At 60.2% G+C, this 20308-nt stretch carries 18 protein-coding genes and 1 tRNA gene; 6 read left to right on the top strand and 13 right to left on the bottom strand.

Annotation, left to right across the window (positions count from 1 at the left end; translation table 11 throughout):
- Window positions 1-91: 91 nt before the first annotated feature.
- From GGD40_RS30285 to GGD40_RS30270, 4 genes are all read right to left on the bottom strand, one after another.
- On the bottom strand, window positions 92-1087 hold the full coding sequence (locus GGD40_RS30285; protein ID WP_373565375.1) for an ornithine cyclodeaminase family protein: 996 nt from the start codon (window positions 1085-1087) through the stop codon (window positions 92-94).
- Window positions 1039-2010, bottom strand: a complete 972-nt coding sequence (locus GGD40_RS30280; protein WP_179746121.1) for a threonine/serine dehydratase — start codon at window positions 2008-2010, stop codon at window positions 1039-1041. The genes GGD40_RS30285 and GGD40_RS30280 overlap by 49 nt, the downstream gene beginning before the upstream one ends.
- A 275-nt stretch (window positions 2011-2285) precedes the next feature.
- Window positions 2286-3410, bottom strand: coding sequence for an aminotransferase (locus tag GGD40_RS30275; protein ID WP_179710686.1), 1125 nt, complete (start codon window positions 3408-3410; stop codon window positions 2286-2288).
- Window positions 3411-3505: 95 nt separating this feature from the next.
- A complete protein-coding gene (locus GGD40_RS30270; RefSeq protein WP_179710687.1) occupies window positions 3506-4294 on the bottom strand; it encodes an ABC transporter substrate-binding protein in 789 nt (262 codons plus the stop codon).
- A gap of 234 nt (window positions 4295-4528) precedes the next feature.
- Between GGD40_RS30270 and GGD40_RS30265 the strand changes: the two genes are divergently transcribed.
- The 5 genes from GGD40_RS30265 (at window position 4529) to catC (ending at window position 9115) form a co-directional block, all read left to right on the top strand.
- Window positions 4529-5500 carry an ornithine cyclodeaminase family protein gene (locus GGD40_RS30265; protein WP_179746120.1) on the top strand — a complete coding sequence of 324 codons (972 nt, stop codon included), beginning with the start codon at window positions 4529-4531 and terminating at the stop codon, window positions 5498-5500.
- Window positions 5501-5587: 87 nt separating this feature from the next.
- On the top strand, window positions 5588-6733 hold the full coding sequence (locus tag GGD40_RS30260; protein ID WP_179746119.1) for a succinylglutamate desuccinylase/aspartoacylase family protein: 1146 nt from the start codon (window positions 5588-5590) through the stop codon (window positions 6731-6733).
- 52 nt (window positions 6734-6785) lie between these two features.
- Window positions 6786-7913: a succinylglutamate desuccinylase/aspartoacylase domain-containing protein gene (locus GGD40_RS30255; protein WP_179746118.1), complete on the top strand. Its 1128-nt coding sequence runs from the start codon at window positions 6786-6788 to the stop codon at window positions 7911-7913.
- Window positions 7914-8073: 160 nt separating this feature from the next.
- Window positions 8074-8718 (top strand): helix-turn-helix transcriptional regulator, encoded by a 645-nt coding sequence (locus tag GGD40_RS30250; protein ID WP_179710694.1) that lies wholly within the window; start codon window positions 8074-8076, stop codon window positions 8716-8718.
- Window positions 8719-8830: 112 nt separating this feature from the next.
- Window positions 8831-9115, top strand: a complete 285-nt coding sequence (gene catC / locus GGD40_RS30245) for a muconolactone Delta-isomerase (protein WP_179710696.1) — start codon at window positions 8831-8833, stop codon at window positions 9113-9115.
- A 26-nt stretch (window positions 9116-9141) separates the two neighbouring features.
- Here catC and dhaK read toward each other — a convergent pair whose 3' ends face one another.
- The 9 genes from dhaK to GGD40_RS30200 form a co-directional block, all read right to left on the bottom strand.
- Window positions 9142-10875 (bottom strand): dihydroxyacetone kinase subunit DhaK, encoded by a 1734-nt coding sequence (gene dhaK / locus GGD40_RS30240; RefSeq protein ID WP_179746117.1) that lies wholly within the window; start codon window positions 10873-10875, stop codon window positions 9142-9144.
- 262 nt (window positions 10876-11137) lie between these two features.
- Window positions 11138-11214, bottom strand: a tRNA-Val gene (locus tag GGD40_RS30235).
- Between the two features lie 79 nt (window positions 11215-11293).
- A complete protein-coding gene (locus tag GGD40_RS30230; protein WP_179746116.1) occupies window positions 11294-12784 on the bottom strand; it encodes a M81 family metallopeptidase in 1491 nt (496 codons plus the stop codon).
- Complete coding sequence (locus GGD40_RS30225; RefSeq protein ID WP_179746115.1) at window positions 12781-14073, bottom strand: Zn-dependent hydrolase; 1293 nt, start codon at window positions 14071-14073, stop codon at window positions 12781-12783. The genes GGD40_RS30230 and GGD40_RS30225 overlap by 4 nt, the downstream gene beginning before the upstream one ends.
- Before the next feature lie 33 nt (window positions 14074-14106).
- On the bottom strand, window positions 14107-14808 hold the full coding sequence (locus tag GGD40_RS30220) for an ABC transporter ATP-binding protein (RefSeq protein WP_179746114.1): 702 nt from the start codon (window positions 14806-14808) through the stop codon (window positions 14107-14109).
- Window positions 14805-15572, bottom strand: a complete 768-nt coding sequence (locus GGD40_RS30215) for an ABC transporter ATP-binding protein (protein ID WP_179710706.1) — start codon at window positions 15570-15572, stop codon at window positions 14805-14807. The genes GGD40_RS30220 and GGD40_RS30215 overlap by 4 nt, the downstream gene beginning before the upstream one ends.
- Window positions 15569-16666, bottom strand: coding sequence for a branched-chain amino acid ABC transporter permease (locus GGD40_RS30210; protein ID WP_257030623.1), 1098 nt, complete (start codon window positions 16664-16666; stop codon window positions 15569-15571). The genes GGD40_RS30215 and GGD40_RS30210 overlap by 4 nt, the downstream gene beginning before the upstream one ends.
- A complete protein-coding gene (locus GGD40_RS30205) occupies window positions 16663-17523 on the bottom strand; it encodes a branched-chain amino acid ABC transporter permease (protein ID WP_179746113.1) in 861 nt (286 codons plus the stop codon). The genes GGD40_RS30210 and GGD40_RS30205 overlap by 4 nt, the downstream gene beginning before the upstream one ends.
- A 157-nt stretch (window positions 17524-17680) precedes the next feature.
- Window positions 17681-18889, bottom strand: coding sequence for an ABC transporter substrate-binding protein (locus GGD40_RS30200; RefSeq protein WP_179746112.1), 1209 nt, complete (start codon window positions 18887-18889; stop codon window positions 17681-17683).
- 285 nt (window positions 18890-19174) lie between these two features.
- On the opposite strand from GGD40_RS30200, the gene GGD40_RS30195 reads away from it, so the two are divergent.
- Window positions 19175-20020 carry a FadR/GntR family transcriptional regulator gene (locus GGD40_RS30195; protein WP_179710712.1) on the top strand — a complete coding sequence of 282 codons (846 nt, stop codon included), beginning with the start codon at window positions 19175-19177 and terminating at the stop codon, window positions 20018-20020.
- Window positions 20021-20308 lie beyond the last annotated feature (288 nt).

The following is a 20308-nucleotide window of genomic DNA, read 5'->3' as shown; positions in this document are numbered from 1 at the left end:
TTAACCGCGCAGCTTCTTGCCTCCGCCGCAACTGCCGCGATTAGCTGTGCGTGTGCTTCCGTTCCTGAATCAGTCGAGCATGCCAAGGTCCTCAGGAAACTTCGCTCACTACGCTATCCGCGATCTGCGCGTCCTGAACGGCCACGCCGGTCAGGTCGGCAATCGTGATCTGTGTAGCGTTCGAATCATCACGGCCACGGCCGCCAGCCGCGAGTACGCTGCCCAGTTCAATCAGTTGGCGGGCCTGAATCAGCCCAGCCGACAGCGCATGCGAGACTTCACCGTATTTGCTGCACTGTTCGATCGAATCCACCACCACCACGCCGGCACGACCGACGATTGCCGGATCGAGTTCCTGCTTGCCCGGCCCGTCCGCACCCACCGCGGTGATGTGGGTACCGTCGCGCACCCACGCCGACCTCAACAACGCCTCGCGCGAGGGTGTTGCCGTAACGATCAGATTAGCGTCTGCCGCGACGCTCTCGGCGGTCTCATGCACCCGCACGTTGAAGCCATGCACGGACATATCCGCTGCAAAACGCGTGTGCAGTTGAGCGACCGGTTCCCAGACATGCACATCGCGGCATGCGGTCACGGTTTTCAGATACTCAAGTTGCAAGCGGGCCTGAAGCCCCGTGCCGATGATGCCGATACCGTGAACCTCGCGCGGAGCGAGAACGCGTGCAGCAAGCTGGCCTGCGATCGCGGTCCTCACGGAAGTCAGCCAGCCTTCGTCCTGCAGTAACGCGACTGGCTTGCCCGTCCTGGCCGAAAATAGAACAATGAGTCCGCTATTGCTCGACAGTCCGAGTTCCGCATTGTTGTAAAAACCCGAAGACACCTTGACCGCGAACGTTTCAGCGCCCTGGACATAGGCCGACTTCACGCAGCACTCACCGCCGACTGAATCGAACCGAAAGTTCTGAATGGGTGGAACCTGAACCTTTTTTCTGGAATAGGCGATGAACCCTTCCTCGACCATACGCACTGCCCGTTCCATGTCGAAGCGTGCTTCGATCTCCTCTCTAGTCCAGATTTTCACTTGACCGCCTCGATGAATTTTTTCAGCATGATGTTGCGCCCGCACAGCACCACGGCAACAGCTTTGCGCTGATACTCGGGCGCAAGTTTCAGCAGCGACGCGAGTGCAACGCCAGCGGCGCCTTCCACCATCCAGCGATCGGTTTGTGCGAGCAATTTCATCGCGGCCTTGATCTCTTCTTCGCTGACGAGATCTGAATGCGCGATCACCTTTTGCCCGATTCCAAACGTCATTGAATCCGGCTCGATGCCACCCGCAGTGCCATCGGAAATGGTCTCTGTTTCGTCGACCTCGATGATCTTGCCCGCCTTCAGCGAGCTGTACAGCGCAGTCGAATTGGCGGGCCAGCAGCCAACCACCGCGGTCGCCGGGCTCAGTTGCTGAATCGCGGTGCCGATACCCGAAATGAGACCACCGCCTCCGACCGACGCAAATATAGCGGCCAGTTCAATGCCTGCGGCGCGCGCCTGTTCATGCAGTTCGACACCAATCGTGCCCTGCCCCGCAATGACGTCGATGTCGTTGTAAGGCGCGACGAAGGCCATGCCTTTGAGCTTTGCCTGGCGTCTGGCTTCGATTTCAACGGCGAGCGGCGTATCGTCGATTGTCACCAGCTCCGCGCCAAGTGCGCGAATCGCGTCGAGTTTGATCGGAGACGTCGATTTGGCGGCGTACACCGTGACCGCTACGCCGGCGAGCTTTCCGGCAAGCGCGACGCCCTGCCCATGATTGCCGGTCGATACCGACAGCAAGCCCTTGCGGCGAGTCACCTCGTCGAGCAACCGAACCTTGTTCGTCGCGCCGCGAAATTTGAATGAGCCCGTATGCTGCAGATGTTCGCACTTAAGATACACGTCACAGCCAGTCACTTCCGATAGCATCGGGCTATGCGAAAGCGGCGTCACCGCGACCTGCGGACGAATCGCGCGATGCGCTTCTTCTATCCGTTCGAATAGTGTTTGTGTCATTCGTTGCCTCGCAAATCCTTTAGATGGTTTAAAACCGTGGCAAGTCCCATTGCCAACAACCTGGCGACGTAGTCCGCCGCGCTCTTGCCCTGGAAAGTACTTTCCTCATGCGGTGCGTTGAAGTGTCGTCAGCCACTCGAGCGGGAAGAGGCGCCTCATGCGGATCACGATAGTTGGCATCGAGCTGCCGACGAACGTATCCGCGATCTACCTCGCTGAGGTCTCGCCAAGGCGATGCAGTGGGCCCCCGCGAACTCGTCCGCGAGGGCTATGGTCTAGCGCAACTGCCTCGCGAGGAACGCTGAAATCATGGAGAGTCCTGTCTCCAGAACGGTCCGATTGTTCGCGTACCCAAGCCGCACATACCCTTCCATCTCGAACGCGCTGCCCGGTGTCAATATCACGCCGGTTTGTTCAACGAGTTCTGTGCAGAACTCCAGCGAGGGCATCGGCAGCTCATACTTCAGCATCGCCGTTGTGCCGGACTTGGGCTTGATATACGAAATGGCAGGCTCTTTTGCAATCCACGCATCCACTATGGCCAGGTTGGTCCGCACGATGTCGTGATTGCGCGCAAGAATCGCTGCGCGGTTCTCCAGCGCAATGGAGGCGAAATGGTCGTCAATCATGCCGACGCTGATCGTGTTGTAGTCGCGATGAATCGCGACAGCGCGGATCAGTTCTTTCGGGCCGGCGATCCAGCCGAGCCGGAGTCCGGCGAGTGAGTATGTTTTCGACATGCTCCCCGTACTGATACCACGTTCGTACAGGTCGGCAATCGATGCCGTGTAACCACTGCCTTCCTGATCCGTTCCTCGATAGACTTCATCGCACAATACATATGCGCCGCACGAACGCGCGATCTCACCGATCTCCGCCAGGAACTTCTCGTCCATCAGAGAGCCGGTCGGATTATTCGGATTGTTGATCGCGATCAGCCGGGTTTTGTCGTTGATCAGACTTCGAAGTTCGGCGAGATCGGGAAGAAATCCATTCTCCTCACGCAGCTTTAGAATCCGGACATCGGCTCCGTAGCTCTCGGGAATCGAATAGTGCTGCTGGTACGTGGGCAAAACTGAAATTACCGTATCGCCCGGTTCAACCAACGTCTCGAACACCAGCGCATTGCCACCGATAGCGCCGTGCGTCACCAGCAGGTTCTCCAGCGATTGACGGGCGTACAGGGTCGAAATCGCTTCGCGCAGCCGGTCTGAACCGTCGATGGCGCCATAGGTGAGCTTGAGCCCGCGGAGCTCGTCAAGAATACTGTCCTGCTTGCCCGCAAGCGTCAGCAACTGATCGACGGTCAGCGATTCCACGCAGGTTTCCGCCAGGTTGTACGAACATTTATGCTCGTACAGATCCATCCAGCGCTCAACCTTAAATTCCTTGATTTTCATTGTCATTCTCCATCGTTATTCAATGCAGCGATTGGTTAGCGAGGACGGACCTGTTGCAGTCCTTTCGCTCCGATACGTATCGACTCAGTCACGCCCTACTTCACGATAATGTCGCGCCCGAAATATTTCCGCGACAAGGCACTGAGCGTTCCCTCCTTCTTCAACGCGTCGATCGCGGCATTGATCTTTCCTCCCAGGGCACTATCGCCCCTGCGCAAGCCGAAGCCGATGCCTTCGCCGAGCGTAGCCGGATCGCTGAGCGGCTGACCGGCAATCGCATAGCCATGGCCGGCAGGCTTGCTCAGAAAACCGTCCTTAGCTGCTTGAGCCTCCTGAACGGAGGCATCAAGGCGCCCCGCCAGGAGGTCCGAGTACACCTGATCCTGGTCGGCGTAAGGGACAATCGTGACGCGAGCACTCGCCCAGTGGCGATTCAGGAAGTCTTCCTGCGCCGACCCCTGCAGGACACCCACGCGTTTGCCCTCCAAGCTCTTCACATCAGGCATCAGGCCGGACCCCCGTTTCGCCACCATCACGATGGGCACGATATAGATGGGTTGGGTGAAGTCGATGGACTGTTTGCGCTTGTCGGTAATGTTCATGGCCGAATTGATCACATCGAACTTGCGAGCCTGCAGCGCGGGAATCAGGCCATCGAAAGCGTTCTCGACCCACTCGCATTTCACGCCCATTTTTGCACAGACGGCATTGCCGAGATCGATATCGAAACCCTGCAATTGACCCGTAGGGGACTTGCTTTCGAACGGCGGATAGGCTGCCTCGAGCCCCACGCGCAAGGTGTTTTGAGTCTGCGCGCCAACAGTGCCGACCGAACCAAGCAATGCAGCAGCGACGAAGATTGAACGTGAGAATTTCTGAAACATTGACGTCTCCTTATGTAGTTGGGCAACGCTAACTTGGGGCACGGACGGCGACTGATTGCATAGCGTCGCGACAGTACCTGCGGCGCCAGAAGAACCTCACCCGTATCTGGATCAATAGTCTATTCTGGACTTCAAGAAAAGCAAGAGATTTTCAAAACAATATGTCCAGTCTGGACTATTTGGCTTAGAATTGTTCCAACGCCGCAGGCCGGCAACGTCGTGGAGATCAGTTCAGTGAGCAACGCAGAAAAAGCATTCCCCTTGATCGCGGATCAGGAAACCGTTCGTCGAGCCCTACCTCATCTCGATGTGCGCGGCGCGTTGACGCAGATGTTTCGCTCGCTTGCGAAAGACACGGCGGTGCAGCCGTCACAAACACTGACACTCTTCCCGGGCCACGCGGGCGACTTCGTCACCTACCTCGGCGTCATGGCAAACGCTAAAGTGTTTGGCGCAAAATTATCGCCGTACATCGTCACGCAATCGAAGCCGGTCATTACCGCCTGGACAACACTGATGTCGATGGAGACGGGGCAGCCACTCATGTGGTGTGATTCAGGCTTGCTGACGATCGAGCGCACCGCCGGAGCGACCGCGCTGGCGGTGGATCATCTCGCTACGCCCGACGCGGAAAAGCTCACGATTGTCGGTACGGGTGCGGTGGGGCTGGCGCATTTGCGCCACCTGGCAACGGTGCGGCCGTGGCGTTCGATCCGGGTGTGTTCGCCCGAACTAAAGGACAACGCCGCGAAACGCGCGGAGATCGTCGCGATCGACGAGCGAATCTCTGTTTGTACGACGATTGAAGATTGCGTTCGCGATGCCGATGTTGTGGCCCTGTGCACATCATCGGGCACACCCGTGCTGCACGATGGCATGCTCGGAAAGCCGAAGCTCATTACGTCGATCAGTACCAACGTTGCGAATGCTCACGAGATTCCTCCCGCATGGCTTCCCAAGATGGATGTCTATTGCGACTACCGTAGAACCACGCCGGGCAGCGCGGGCGAGATGCGGTTGGCCGCGGAACTGCACGGCTGGTATCCAGACAGTGTGTTGGGTGATCTACCCGAACTCGCGGCCGGCATGGCCCGCAAGCCCTCCTATCGAAAACACGCGTTTTTTCGCTCGATTGGACTTGGACTGGAAGACGTGGCCGTCGCATTTGAACTGTTCAAATACCTGGACGGGCAGCGGATCACATAACGGAGCCCCGCTGACAATCGGAGCTTCAATCTCAAGATAGCGTTTAACAAATCTTAGACAAATCCCCGAGACGGGGAGGGAGCATGCATGACTTACCGACGTTTGGATATTCCGTTGCCGTCGCCCGCGCCCGGCGTCAGCCTGAACCTGCTTGCCCATCAGTTCGGCAACCGCACCAACGGACGAAGCGCTTATCTGCACGCAGGACTTCATGCGGATGAACATCCTGGATTGCTCGTGCTTCAGAATCTGCTCGACAAGCTGCAAAAACTTGACGCTGCGGGCGCGATCAGCGGCCTCGTGACCGTCGTGCCTTACGCGAATCCTATCGGCATGTCGCAACGGCTCTTTGGTCCGATTGCAGGCCGTTTCGACTTCGAAAATGGTGAGAACTTCAACCGCAATTTCCCGCTGCTTAACGATCACGTAGATGCGCACATTGCTAAAGCTCGTGGCCGAACGATCACGCGAGACGAATGGAGGACAACATTCGCACAAACACTGGCCGGATTACCGGCCACGAGTCCGACGCAAACCATGAAGCTCGAACTCGCAAAGCTATCGGTCCAGCACGACATTGTGCTCGACCTGCATTGCGATACCGATTGCATCGCTCACATCTACGCTTCAGAACTTCAACTTGATCGTGCGACCGCGCTCGCCCGGACCATGGCTGCGCCAGTCGTTCTGATCGAACCGCGAGATGCGGGTGGCGGCGCATTCGACCAGGTGCATTCGAGTGCGTGGGGAACAGTGCAGGCAGCGGGTCTGCTTTCTCAAGCAGAAAGTGGATTCAGCGCAAGCATCGAGTTGCGCGGCCAGGCGGATGTGAATGATGAACTGGCTGAGAGCGACTCAACGAACTTGCTACGCTTTCTTGCCAGTGAGAACTTGCTGACGCTTGAGACACCACCGGCTAACGATGCAGACGCTCTGCCGGTTGCGGTTTTCCCGCTAGAAGGGGCGTCTCACGTTCAGTGCCCGTGCGCTGGCATTATCGTCTATCGCAAAGCCCCCGGAGACCGGGTCCGTGTCGGTGAAGTCGTGGCAGAGATCGTTCGGCTGGACGGCTCCGGATTCAACGAGCGCGTTCCGGTTTTGAGTACCGTCGACGGGCAGATGATCGTCCGGCAACTCCAGAAACTTGTGCGGCCTGGACAACGCGCCGCGCTTCTAGCCGGCGAGCGTCCTGTGAGAGGAATGGATAAGGGAAGCCTCTTACTCGATTTCTGACACCTATAGAACTCGACACCCACCGAATAAGCGGGATATCCAAGGTTGTTCGATGATAACGCACCAGGTAGAACTTGAAAGCACCGGCGTCGGGACCAGCTGCAACCTGACTCTTCGCACATTCGGACCGCCTTCCGGTCGCAAGGCGCTCTACATTCAGGCAGCACTGCATGCGGCCGAGGTACCCGGCTTACTGGTACTTCAACACTTCCTCGCGATGCTTGCAGAGCTTGAAGAAAGCGACCGTCTATTGCATCGTGTGACGGTTGCGACCTGGGCAAACCCCATTGGAATGGCGCAACATCTCATGGGGCATCTGACCGGACGGTTCGATCTGGGTGGAACAGGAAATTTCGATCGCAACTTCTGTGACGTGCGCTCGGAAATTGGCGCGACATTCGGGACCGCAGAACAACGGATCCCGTCCACTACCGAACTCAAGTCATGGCTAAGCAACGCGGCGCTGAAATTCGATTCGTCGCTCGATCCCGTTCACGTGTTAAAGCGACAACTGCTCGCCATCGGCTTCGAGCACGACGCCGTCCTCGATCTGCATTGCGATAAAACGGCGATGATGCATATCTACAGCTCCTGGGATTATCAGGAGCGCGCGGCGGCCCTGGCGCAGTGCATGGGCGCACCCATTTTGATTCTCGAGGACGAGGCCGGGGGCGGAACGTTCGACCAGGCATTCCGGGATGCGTGGAGAAAGATCAAGTCACTGGGAATCAGCCGTGACCCAGCAATTGGTTTCGCCGCCGTGGTTGAACTCCGAGGCCAGCGGGACGTGAGTGATGAACTGGCCGTCGCCGACGCCGCCGGCCTGGTCGATTTTCTTCGGAGCGAAGGTATTGCGCGAACCGACACAAGTGTCAGCGCCGGCCCAGCTCCGGCCATCGTCGCGCTCAATGCGATTGAGCATGTAGCGGCCCCCTCCGCCGGAGTGATTGCGTGGAAGGCAGCGTGCGGTCAACACGTCACGCGTGGCGCCGTCATTGCGGAGATTGCGGCTTGCGATAGTGAAGTTCCAGGCCGACGCACGCCGATCCACGCAAGCGCAAGCGGAACTCTCATAGCGCGTGCACACATTTCGCTCGTGACACCCGGCCAGCGTGTAGCAATGATTGGGGGAAACGAAGCGCTTCCTGACCGCCAATCGGGCAAACTGCTTCATGACTAATCGTGGTGGACTGCGCCAGACCCAACTGTCCCCCGCAGGCTGGTGCTTGCGAATGAGGACATGTGCGACTCATGGCAAAATGTTGGACAACCCGTGGGTCTGCTGGACCATCGAACAACGTGATGCAGACTATTCAATGACCAAAACTTAATCACCTCTTATGCGAAAGACCAAGACCCCGGCGAAACACCGCCTACTTCTGGATCGATACAGCCGCGTCGCCGATGGCGTTGCGTTGCTCTTTTTTCCGTACGTTGAAATCGTCATTCATGACTTGCAAAGCCAGACGGTCGCTTACATCGCGAATAACCTTTCGAAGCGCGAAGTAGGTGACGAGTCAGCATTGGAAGAAATCGATCACTCAGCAGAATCAGGTACGGTCGGTCCATACGAAAAGGTGAACTGGGATGGTCGGCGAATGCGCTGCGTCAGTACGGTCCTCTTTGACGACGCGGGCGTAGCCGCGGGCATGATGTGCGTGAACTACAACATTGCAGTCTTTGAAGACATCAAGCAGGTCATCGATCGCGTGATCACCGGCGCGGGCATCGTGAAACAGCCCGAGGAGTTGTTTAAAGATGACTGGCAGGAGCGTATCAACACGTTTCTTCACGCATGGCTGCAGGAGCGCCAACTTGCGTTGAACTCCCTGAGCCGGGACAATCGCCGTGAACTGGTGGAAGCACTTTGGGCAGAGGGGGCATTCAAGGGCAAGAGCTCCGCCAACTATGTCGCGAACGTGCTCGGAATGGGACGCGCGACCGTGTATCAACACATCAGGGATCTGCGGGGTGCCGCGGCATGAAGGCCAATCCGGGCCGTGTGTCGCCTGGCGCGGCCGTGCACCGATGAGTCTCGCCTGGAGTTAAATAGACACTCCGGCCGCCACGCGCGGCCTATTCGATGGAGGGGGTGACATGTTGTATATGGTCCATATGCAGGTTCAGATTCCCGCCGACGCCGACACGGCGCTGATCGATCGCCTGAAGGCGGAAGAAAAGGCGTTCTCGCAAAAGCTGCAGCATGAAGGCAAATGGCGGCATCTGTGGCGCGTGGCCGGACAGTACGCGAATTACAGCGTGTTAGACGTCGAATCGAACGACGAGCTTCACACGTTGCTCAGTTCGTTGCCGCTGTTTCCGTACATGGTGTTGAACGTCACGCCGCTCGCGCAACATCCGTCGGCGATTGCGCCGAACTGACGCGGAGCGCACTTCGACGGCGAGTGTTACCTGTAAGCGCTTGCGATCGCCGCGAGCCACAACGCCACGGCATGCGCGCCCGGATCGACATGGCCGAGCGCGCGGTCGCCGACATAACTCGACCGCCCTCGCCGTGGATGCATCGACGCGGTTTGCGCGGCGCCTTCGGTGGCCGCATCGACGGCGGCCTTCAATGCCTCGCCGGTTTCATTCGAGCTGGCGAGCGCGGATTGCAATGCGTCGGCGGCGGGTTTGAGCGCATCGACCATCGTGCGATCGCCGGGACGCGCCCCGCCCAGTTCCATCAGTCTTATTACGCCTGCGCTGAACGCGGCGGCCCAATTCTGCGCGGTGGCGGTAGCGGTAGCGGTCGCTGGGGTTGCAGTGGTTCCGCTCGACTGTTCCAGCGTGACCGCCGCACGCACCAGCATCACCGCGTAGAGCGGTCCCGATGTCCCGCCGACCACGCGCCTTACTGTCGCGGAGATACTGCGCAACACGGCGCCCGGCGTCGATTCGGCGGGATAGGTATCGATCTCACCAAGAATCGCGCGTGCGCCGCGTGACAGGCTGATGCCGAGATCGCCGTCGCCGACGCGTTGATCCATTTCGGTCAGCGTCGGTTCGGCTTCCAGCAGGCATGCGCAAACGGCTTCGATCGCGCGGCGCAACGGCGCTTCGCGCGAAAGCGTCGGACCACTCACGCAATCTGGTTTAGCCGGCGCTGGCCGTACGGAAACCTGCGCCACGCGACCGCTCAATGCGGGCCATGCGCTGGTGTGCGACGCGGCGTCGAGCCAGCGCAGGCGCTCGTCGTCCACGCGCAGCAGCGACAGCGAAACGCCTGCCATTTCCAATGCGCTGAGGAACGTACCGGCCCACGCGCGCTCGACCTTGAACCCTTTGCCGGCCAGATAACGCAGCGCGGATCCCGCCACGACATTCAATTCGCTCGATGGCGTCCCGCCCAGGTTATTCACCAGCAAAGCTACGCGCTCACCAGCCTGCAACGACAGGTCGCCCACGATCTTCGCCAGCAGTTTGCCGACGATAACGTCCGCCGACTCCATCGCGCCGCGCTCAACGCCGGGTTCGCCGTGAATGCCGAGTCCCCATTCGATTTCATTGTCGGCCAGTTCGAAGCCGGGTTTGCCGGCTGCCGGCACCGTACACGGCGTCAGCGCAACACCCATGGTGCCGAGCGCGCCGGCCACCTCGCGTGCGATCCGCGCGACTTCCGGCAAGCTCCGCCCCCCTGCTGCCGCCGCGCCCGCGATCTTGTGGACCAGCACGGTCCCCGCGAGTCCGCGACGGCCCGCATGATCGCCGCTTGCCGTCAGCGCGACGTCGTCGGCGACGATCACCATCTCGGTGGGAATGCCCTCGGCGCGCGCGATCTCGGCAGCAAGGCCGAAATTGAAGCGGTCGCCCGTGTAGTTCTTCACGATCAGCAAGACGCCTGCCGCGCCGGCTACCGCGCGGATCGCGTCGAGCACGGCGTCGGTGGAAGGTGACGTGAAGACTTCGCCCGCCACCGCCGCGCTCAACATGCCTGCGCCCACATAGCCGCCGTGTGCCGGTTCGTGGCCCGAGCCGCCGCCTGAGATCAACGCGACTTCGCCGCGGGCGGCAGCGGACTCGGCGTCGGCACGCACGACGATCGAGCCGCCTTGCAACAGGGAGAGATTGGGATTGAGCGCCGCGAGTCCGTCGAGCATGTCCGGGACGACCGCGGAGACGTCGTTGATCAGCTTCTTCATTGCGTCAGCTTCCTTTTTAAAGCTGCCGGCGCTGCGTGGCGAACACGGCAGTTTATTCAGTGGCGAAACGGAGAGGCTTAACTGTACCGCGCATTGGCGATAGACGACGTGATACACGAGCTTGGTCTGCGCGAGAGCATGACGCTGCGATGGATTGGGTATTACGGAGGGAGCTACTGCGACAGACTGAACGCCTGGGTGATACGTTTTGACAGGACCGTAGACGAAAGCAGAGCCGCTTTCGTCTACGTCACTGATGCGTTGGTAGGCTCGATTGGATTCGAACCAACGACCCCCACCATGTCAAGGTGGTGCTCTAACCAACTGAGCTACGAGCCTTTAGAGGCGCGAATTATAGAGACTCCGCGCGCGTTGCACAAGCCCCGGATCGCACAAAGTGGCTGACATGTGGGCCGATTCAGTGAGTGGGCGTCCATTCGGCGTCGGCATCCAACGGATAAACCGGCCGCTTCACCTGCTTGAACTCGAATAGGCCGTAATCCGAACTCGTCACGCCGCGACTGTCGCATTCCACCAGCGCCGCGCCGATCGGTACGAAAACCGGCCGGCAGTACATGCGCGATTTGAGCAGCAGGAAACGCGCGCGGCGCGGATCGATGCCGACGCTCTCGAACACGCCGAGGTCCCACGGCTCGTGCGTGCGCTCGGTGAGCACGAGCTTTACCGTGCCCGTGTCGAGTACCGCGGCGCGTCCCATGAAGGCGCGCTGGCCCGTGTAGGTCGGCCCGCTGATCACATACTCGCCGTCCGTCAGTGCACGCACCACGCCCGTGACCGCGACCGACGGCCGTGGCGTCACCGCGCTGCCCGCCACCTTGTTGCCGATGGTCACGGTCACCGTGCTGCCGACACCGGCCGCCATCAGCGCCGCGACCGCCTGCGGATCGCACAACGGCCCGCTGACGATGCCTTCGAGCTTCTGCTTGAGCGCCTCCTCGAACAGATCCATGGTGTCGCAAGTACCGCCCGACATGCAGTTGTCGCCGTGATCGAGCAGCAGCACGGGTTTGTCGGCACCCTGCGCGAGCGCGGCCGCTTGCGCGACCGACTCGGCGAGTGGCGCGCTGCGATAAACGAAATCCTCGCGCTCCGTCCAGATCTGTCGCGCGATGCGTTCCGCTGTTGCTTCAGCCAGCGCGCGGTCGCCGTTGCTCACGACGATCACGCTGATGCAAGGCGCGGCGATATCGGCCAGCGAGAAGCCCGACAACACCGAGACCGCGAGCAGGCCGTCGGCTTCGGCCGCGCGCGCGGCGTCCACGGCGCGCTTCATCGCGCCCTCGGCGGTTGCGCTACGCAGCGTGTGCGTGAGCAACGGCGGCTGCCGCCAGGCGATCACCGGTTTCGCGTTGCCGTGTATCAGGTCGAACATCAGCCGCGCCGCGTGCGCGCCGGTCTCGTACATGTCGACGTGCGGATAGGTTTTGAAGCTGACGATCACGTCGGCGTTGTCGATCGTCTTTTGCGTGACGTTGCCGTGCAGGTCGAGCGCTACCGCGATCGGCGCATGCGGTAACGCGGCGCGCACGCGTTCGAGCAGATCGCCTTCGCCATCGTTCGAATTTTCAGCGACCATCGCGCCGTGCAGATCGAGCATCACGGCGTCGCAGCCGGTTGCGGCCGCAACGATCGCGTCGCAGATCGAGTCGTACGCGGCGGCCTCGACGGGTCCACTCGGATTCGCCGACGCGGATACCGGGGTGACGATCTCCGCTCGCTCGCGCTCGGCGGCGTCGATAAAGGCGGCCATCGCCGTCTGCATGCCCTTGTTCTCGTTGAATGCGTCCAAGTCGTAGCTGGGGCCGCTGCGGCCGAACGCGGCCAGCGGTGTAGCCACCGGCGAGAAGGTATTGGTCTCGTGGTTCATCCGGGCGATCAGGATTTTCATGCGCCGACTCTCCCCGGTTCGCTCGGCGCTAATTGCGCAGCGTTCAACATGGCCTGCAACAGCACGTTGCAACCGGCTTCCAGGTGGTCAGCGCGCGCGTCTTCGATTTCGTTGTGACTGATACCGTCCTTGCACGGCACGAAGATCATCGCGGCCGGTGCGACTCGCGCCAGATAGACAGCGTCGTGACCGGCGCCGCTGATCACGTCCATCGATGAAAATCCCAGTCGTTCCGCACCTTGCTTCACGGCGGCGACCAGTTCCGCGGCGAAAGGCTGAGGTGGGAAATAGACGACCTGTTCGACGTCTATCGCGATGCCGGTCTTTGCATCTGCCTGCGCGCATGCAGCTCTTAAGGCGCTGTCCATTGCAGTGAGCATGGTGTCGTCGGCCGCGCGCAGATCGACCGTGAGCGTCACGCGGCCCGGAATCACGTTGCGCGAGTTCGGATGCACGTCCAGCCAGCCCACGGTGCCGCGTCCGTGCGGCGCATGATCGAGCGCGATACGGTTGACCGCGTGAATCAGATCCGCCGCAACGAGCAATGCGTCGCGACGCAGTTCCATCGGCGTCGGGCCCGCGTGGGCTTCCATGCCGTGCACCGTCACGTCGTACCATCGTTGACCGAGCGCGCCTTGCACGATGCCGATGGTTTTGTCGTGCGCCTCCAGAACAGGGCCTTGTTCGATGTGGGCTTCGAAGTACGCGCCGACCGCATGCGGGGTTTTATCTTCGCCTGCATAGCCGATCCCCGCCAACGCGTCGCGCACCGAGATGCCTTCGCGGTCGCGTTGTTCGAGCGCGTGCTCCAACGTGAACGCGCCGGCAAATACACCAGATCCCATCATCACGGGCACGAAACGCGAACCCTCCTCGTTGGTCCATACGGCGACTTCCAGCGGCGCCTGAGTCCGCACACCGGCGTCGGCGAGCGTGCGCAACACTTCGAGTCCCGCCAGCACACCGTAATTACCGTCGAACTTGCCGCCGGTCGGCTGCGTATCGATATGGCTGCCGGTCATCACCGGCGGCAGGTCGTCACGCAAGCCCGCGCGCCGCGCGAAGATATTGCCGATCGCGTCGATCCGCACCGTGCAGCCGATCTCCTTCACCCACGCGATGAACAGGTCGCGAGCCTCGCGGTCCAGCTCCGTCAACGCGAGCCGGCACACACCGCCTTTGTCGGTTGCGCCGAGTTGCGCGAGTTGCATGAGACTGTCCCAGAGCCGCGCGCCGTCGACTCGCAAATCGGCAGACGTCGCGACGGATGTTGATTCGTGAACTTGCATCAATGCTTCCTCGTGTTGAAGACAGATTGCGCGTTAGCCGACGCCAACGCCGAGATAACGGTCCTTGATCGACTCGTCCGCGGCGAACGACGCGTTGTCGCCCGAATAGACGATCACGCCCTGTTCGATGATGTAGTGGCGGTCCGCGAGCTGCGTGCAGACCTCAAGGTTCTGCTCGACCAGAAGAATCGCCACGCCGGCTTCGCGAATCAGTTTGAGCTGCGCGACGATCTCTTCTACGATCACCGGTGCGAGTCCTTCCACCGGTTCATCGAGCATGAGCAGCCTCGGGTGATTCATTAGCGCGCGGCCGATTGCAAGCATCTGCTGTTCGCCGCCGGACAGTTGCGCGCCTCCGTTCGTACGCCGCTCTTTCAGACGCGGGAAAATGCGGTAGATGTCGTCGAGTTGCCACGGAGAACCTTTGCGTGCGCCGAGCCTCAGGTTCTCTTCGACAGTCAGCAAACGGAAGATGCCGCGATGCTCGGGCACGAAGCACACGCCGCGCGAGGCGATCTTGTGCGAAGGCATACCGCCGATCTTCGCGCCGTTGAAGGTCACGGTGCCGCGCTGCGGCGTGACGACGCCCGCAATTGCTTTGAGTGTGGTCGATTTGCCTGCGCCGTTGCGGCCTAATAGCGTGACGGTCTCGCCTTCGTTGATCTGCAGCGTGACGCCTTGCAGAATGTGACTTTTGCCGTAGAAACCGTGAATGTCCTGCACGTCGAGAATCATGCGCGGCCTCCGGTGATCATATTGCCGAGATAGGCGCTGCGCACGCGCTCGTCGCCGCGAATTTCGTCCGGACGGCCTTCAACCAGCACACGCCCTTGCTGCATGACGGTGATCGTGTCGGAGATGTCCATCACGATCCCCATGTTGTGCTCGATCAGCACTACCGTGTAGTCATCGCGCAGTCCGCGAATCAACTGCTTCATATCGTCGAGATCGTCGATACCCATGCCCGATGTCGGCTCGTCGAGAAAGATCGCCTTGGGCCGCGCCGCGAGCGCCATGCCGACTTCGAGCCGGCGCTGCTGACCGTGCGACAGCGCGCTCGCCGGCAATTCGCTGAAGCGCTGTAGCGCGAGCCGTTCGAGTACACCGTCGACCGTGTCCGCATGCGTGAGCGCGCCATGCGGCGGGGTCCACGCATTTAATGCGCGTACGGCGTCGACGCCTTGCGCCGCGAGGCGCAGATTTTCTCGTACGCTCAGATTGGCGAACAGACTCGTCACCTGAAACGAACGCGCGACGCCGCGACGCACCCGTTTGTGATCCGGCTCACGCGTAACGTCGTGACCGTCGAAAATGATCTTGCCTTCCGTGATGGGCAGCGTGCCGGTCAGGACATGGAACAGCGTGGTTTTGCCTGCTCCGTTTGGCCCGATTACCGAATGCACCGTGCGCGGCAGGATGTTCAGGTTGACGTCGGCGAGCGCGGTGAATTTGCCGTAACGTTTTACGATGCCGCTGGCTCGTAGAATGGCTTCGCTCATACGGGCTCCTGGGTGGCGTCGTTGTCTTTCCGGTCTCGCTGGCCTTTATTGTCTTTCTTGTCTTTCTTGTCTTTGTTGTCCGCGTTGCCGCGCAATGCTTGCCAGATGCGTTCACCCAGACCCCACAAGCCGCGCTGCATGAACAGACTGACCGCGATCAGCACAATGCCTAGTAATAACAACCAGCGCGGCCACAGAGTCGACAGCCAGTCGGCAAACAGCACGTAAAACGCCGCGCCTAATACCGACGCGAACAGATTGCCCGTACCGCCGATCACCGTCATCACGAGGATCATCTCGCTCGTGTGATAGTCAATGTTGGAGAGTGGCGCAATGCCGGTCATCAGCGCGTGCAGCGCGCCGGCGAGACCGGTGACCGCGCCGGAGATCACGAACGCCATCAGCTTGAAGCGTTTGACGTCGTAACCAACCGCCGCCGCACGCGCCTCGTTGTCGCGAATCGCGAGTAACGTGCGGCCGAAAACCGAATGGGACACGCGCATCAGCAACCAGAACACCACGAGGAAAAGCACGGCAACGAAGCCGTAGTATTGCCACGGCGATGTCAACGGCACGAGTGTTTTTCCAAACAGTCCGAGCGCCGGGCGTGGAATGTCGAGCAAGCCGTTATCGCCGCCGGTCAGATCAGGCGTGGTGTAAGCCAGAAAATAGAACAGTTGCCCGAACGCGAGCGTCAACATCACGAAGTACGTGCCGCGCTGGCGAATCGAAAACCAGCCGACCAATACGGCGGCCGCTGCGCCGATCACGATCGACGCGAGCAACGCGACGGGAACAGGCAACGCCGTCTTGGTGAGAACCAGACCAGCGCAATAGCTGCCGAGCCCAAAGAAAATACCCTGACCAAATGAAAGCAAGCCGGTGTGGCCGAGCAGCAGATTGCAGCCGAGTGCGGCGAGTGCGAACACCAGCACCTCGGTGGCCAGCGATCCGGAACGCAGTGTTAGCGGCAGTACACACACCACTAATAACGCGAGCAGCAGAAAGCGATAGCGGTGCAGTGCGCGTTTTACGCCGCGCTGAGTCGTTGCAGACGCTGCGTTTTGCGCACCGGGTTTCGAGGTATCGATCATGCCGCCCTCCCGAGCAAACCGTTCGGACGCAGCAATAGAACGGCGGCCATCGCGACGTAGATCATCAATCGCGCGCCTTCCGGCCACAACGTGCTCATCACGCTCTGCACGATTCCCACCAGTAACCCGCCGACGAGCGCGCCAAGGAAATTCCCCATCCCGCCGACTACGACCACGACGAACGCAACACTGAGTGCCTCGATCCCCATGAACGGATCGACGCCGCGAATCGGTGCGGCAAGTACACCCGCCAACGCGGCCGTCGCCGCGCCGAGCGCGAACGCCAGGCTGAAAACACGCAACACGTTGATGCCCAGCAGCGACACCATTTCCGTCGATTCGCTACCGGCGCGCACCGCGCTGCCAAGCCGCGTACCTTCCAGCACCCACCACAGCAACGCCGCCAGCACGGCCGTGAAACCGATCACGAACAGCCGGTACTTCGGATAGACGAAACTGCCCCATATCACCACGCCGTTCAGCATGTCCGGCACCGGCACGTTGTCGCCGATCGGCCCCCAGATCAGGATCGCGCACTCCTGCACGACGAGCGCGAGGCCGACTGTCACGAGAATATGAAACTCGTGCTGCTGCGCGTAGACGTGCCGCAAGATCAGTTTCTCGACGATCCATGCAAGCGCACCGACGACGATCGGCACGACCACCAGCGCGGTCCAGAAATTCATCGACCACTGCATCGCCTGGTAGCAGAAGTAGGCGCCGAGCAGATAGAACGCGCCGTGCGCGAAGTTCACGAAGCGCAGCAGGCCGAACACGATCGACAAGCCGACCGCGAGCAGGAAATACAGCATTCCCACTCCGATGCCGTTGACGATCTGCAGAAGATAAACGTTCATGGCGTCCGTCTATAGGATGGGGCGAAAGGAGACCGTTGCGGGCACATACGTTTTGATGCGCAATACCGGGGGTTAGGCGATCTGATTGCGCATGGCCGTGCTTGATGCCTTGATGCGAAAGCAGGTTTGCGACGCTCGACAGCATCGCGCTACTGCATCAGGTCAACTTGCAGCCGGTCTTATCGAGCGGCAGGAACGACTGGCCTGAGCTGACGATATCTGCGTAATCGTCGGCGTTTTTCATCTTGTTCTTCGCCTTACCCTTCAACAGATAATAGTTCTTCAGTACCTGATGGTCGCCTTTGCGGATTTCTTCAGGACCGGTCAGACCGTCGTATTTCATGCCTTCGAGCGCGGCGACCACTTTCTTCGGATCGACGTTGCCCGCTTTCACGATGCCGTCGAGCAGAATCTTCGTACAGATATAAGAGCCCGCGAGGCTATAGTTGGGGTTCGCTTTGAATGCGACGTTGGCGCGTTTGACGAGGTCGCGATTGAGCGGCGAATCGATACCGTGCCAGTACTGCGCGCCGAAATAGACGCCTTCGCACAGGTCCGCGCCGAGCGATTCGAATTGCTCAAGGCCCGATGCCCACGCCATCAGAATCGTGCAATTGTTCTTCATACCGAAGCTCACCGCCTGGCGCAGCGTGTCAGACGATTGCGAGCCGAAGTTCAGAATCAGCAATACGTCGGGCTTCGCCGCGACCGCGTTCGTCAGATAGCCGCTGAATTCTTTCTCGTTGAGCGAGTGATAGCTGTTGCCCACATGCTCGATACCCTTCTCTTTGAAGATCGCTTTCGCAGCAGACAATAAGCCGTCGCCGAACACGTATTGCGGCGTGATCGTGTACCAGCGTTTTGCTTTCGGCAGCATCTGGATCAGCGGACGTACCGTTTGTTCGATCGCGCCGTAGGTCGGCACCGACCAGCGGAATGTGGCGTCATTACAGTCCTTGCCGGTGATTTCGTCCGCGCCGGCCGTGGTGATGAAAACACCGCCGGCCTTCTGCACTTCCTTGCCCATCGCCAATGCTTCGGACGACAGAATACCGCCGGCAAAGAAACGCGCATTCTTCTGCTGCGCGATTTCCTGCACGCGACGCACCGCCGTTGCAGGCTTGCCTTCCGTGTCGAGCACTGTGTACGCGAGTGGCTCGCCAAGCACCTTGCCGTATTGCTCGATCGCGAGCTTCATGCCGAGGTCGGCGTATTTGCCGTTCGCCGCGAACGGTCCCGACATCGGTACCGGACAGGCAAATTGCAAGGTACTGGCCTGCGCGAACGCGCTGCGCGCGACCAGCGAGCCCAACGTTCCAGGAACGGCCGACAACGCGGCCAGCTTCAACATATTTCGGCGATTCAAAATGACGCTCCTTAGGAAAGAGACACGCACTGACCGACTACGAAACTGCACGCATTGCGCGAACGACTGCTTGAGACTGCTTGAACTCGCTGGCCGCCGTGAAGTTTTCCGCCACAGCGGCTTTGTTCTATTTATCATGATAAATAGGTTGGACTTGATCGTAGGTACAATAAATTCGAGTGTCAATAAGGCAAAATTCCTGGCAGCATCGAGGCGGCCTTGCTGGTCGTTGTGAGGCCGGGGGACCGATCGGGGATCGCGCAGGACAAACTGGGAGCATCGAATATGGCCATGGACCGCGCCAAGGCTGGCGCCGCGATTGAGATCAAACAGCAGAAGCGCGGCGATCTGGTCGCGGAGGAAATCAAACGGCTCATCACCGAGAAGGACCTGAAACCGGGTGATCGGTTGCCGCGTGAGGTGGAGTTGCAGCAGCTCTTTTCAGTGAGCAAAAGTACGATCCGCGAGGCACTGAAGTCGCTCGAGGTGCAGGGGCTCATCAAGGTGACCACGGGCCCGACCGGCGGCGGCATGGTGGTGGAGGTGCCGCTGGATCGCACGTTGCAGCTATTGCAGAACTATCTGTTCTTCAAAGACGTTTCCATCGACGACATTTACACCGTGCGCAAATTGCTGGAGCCTGAACTTGCGGCGGGGGCAGTGCCGCATCTCACGGACCAGGATTTCGACGCGCTCGAAGCGAGCATTGCGTGCTGCGATCGGCCGGCTTCGTCGCACGGCGGGAAAGATATCGTGCGGCAACGTCAGGAAGACGTGAACTTTCATGACATTCTGGCCGCGGCGAATCCGAACCCGTTTTTACGTTTCAGTTGCGAGCTGATCAACGAAATGATCCGGCAGTTGATCGAGTTTCGGAACGACACGCCGCAGTCCGAGCACGAGCGGTTCGGCCAGGCGAACGTGAAAATTCACAAGGCGATTACTAAAGCGGCGCGTGAGCGCGACGTGGAGAAAGTTCGGGAGTTGATGGTGATCCACATGACCGAAGCGCCACGCTACGTGAAGCGGATGAAGGGGAAGCTACGCGGGCGGCTGATTCTGGATTCGGAAATTCGCCGGCGTGTTCGCGCACGTAGCGTGGCGCCGGCTGGTAACGATGGTGAAGCGTGACGGGGTGCGGGGTGCAATGGGTCGCGGATAGGGCGATAGCCGAGCGCTGAGGTGGGAAAGGGCTCGTCCGGGTGGATGTGGGATGCCGTGCGCCGGGAACACGTGGGCTGTGTTGATTGGCGGGTAGTCGAGGTGCCCGAAATGCCGGACACATACGCCATGAGGATATCGTCCCGTCTGCATGGACTGTGGTGTCCCCGGGGTGTCGAAGCTCATGCTGCCGTCTTGCACTTGGCACTTGGCACTTGGCACTTGGCACTTGGCACTTGGCGGTGGGCGGTGGGCGGT

Origin of the sequence: Paraburkholderia bryophila, from assembly GCF_013409255.1 — a bacterium.
Classification (GTDB): Bacteria; Pseudomonadota; Gammaproteobacteria; order Burkholderiales; family Burkholderiaceae; genus Paraburkholderia.
Note: the sequence above shows the minus strand (reverse complement) of the source record. Positions and strands in the feature narration are given on the sequence as shown.

Excerpts from the sequence above, each read along its gene's own strand:
- GGD40_RS30220 (WP_179746114.1), bottom strand. The coding sequence starts at position 14,808 with ATGATTCTCGACGTGCAGGACATTCACGGTTTCTACGGCAAAAGTCAC.
- GGD40_RS30260 (WP_179746119.1), top strand. The coding sequence starts at position 5,588 with ATGACTTACCGACGTTTGGATATTCCGTTGCCGTCGCCCGCGCCCGGC.
- GGD40_RS30280 (WP_179746121.1), bottom strand. The coding sequence starts at position 2,010 with ATGACACAAACACTATTCGAACGGATAGAAGAAGCGCATCGCGCGATT.
- dhaK (WP_179746117.1), bottom strand. The coding sequence starts at position 10,875 with ATGAAGAAGCTGATCAACGACGTCTCCGCGGTCGTCCCGGACATGCTC.
- GGD40_RS30210 (WP_257030623.1), bottom strand. The coding sequence starts at position 16,666 with ATGATCGATACCTCGAAACCCGGTGCGCAAAACGCAGCGTCTGCAACG.
- GGD40_RS30230 (WP_179746116.1), bottom strand. The coding sequence starts at position 12,784 with ATGAAAATCCTGATCGCCCGGATGAACCACGAGACCAATACCTTCTCG.
- GGD40_RS30215 (WP_179710706.1), bottom strand. The coding sequence starts at position 15,572 with ATGAGCGAAGCCATTCTACGAGCCAGCGGCATCGTAAAACGTTACGGC.
- GGD40_RS30275 (WP_179710686.1), bottom strand. The coding sequence starts at position 3,410 with ATGAAAATCAAGGAATTTAAGGTTGAGCGCTGGATGGATCTGTACGAG.
- GGD40_RS30205 (WP_179746113.1), bottom strand. The coding sequence starts at position 17,523 with ATGAACGTTTATCTTCTGCAGATCGTCAACGGCATCGGAGTGGGAATG.
- GGD40_RS30195 (WP_179710712.1), top strand. The coding sequence starts at position 19,175 with ATGGCCATGGACCGCGCCAAGGCTGGCGCCGCGATTGAGATCAAACAG.
- GGD40_RS30250 (WP_179710694.1), top strand. The coding sequence starts at position 8,074 with ATGCGAAAGACCAAGACCCCGGCGAAACACCGCCTACTTCTGGATCGA.
- GGD40_RS30225 (WP_179746115.1), bottom strand. The coding sequence starts at position 14,073 with ATGCAAGTTCACGAATCAACATCCGTCGCGACGTCTGCCGATTTGCGA.
- GGD40_RS30270 (WP_179710687.1), bottom strand. The coding sequence starts at position 4,294 with ATGTTTCAGAAATTCTCACGTTCAATCTTCGTCGCTGCTGCATTGCTT.
- catC (WP_179710696.1), top strand. The coding sequence starts at position 8,831 with ATGTTGTATATGGTCCATATGCAGGTTCAGATTCCCGCCGACGCCGAC.
- GGD40_RS30255 (WP_179746118.1), top strand. The coding sequence starts at position 6,786 with ATGATAACGCACCAGGTAGAACTTGAAAGCACCGGCGTCGGGACCAGC.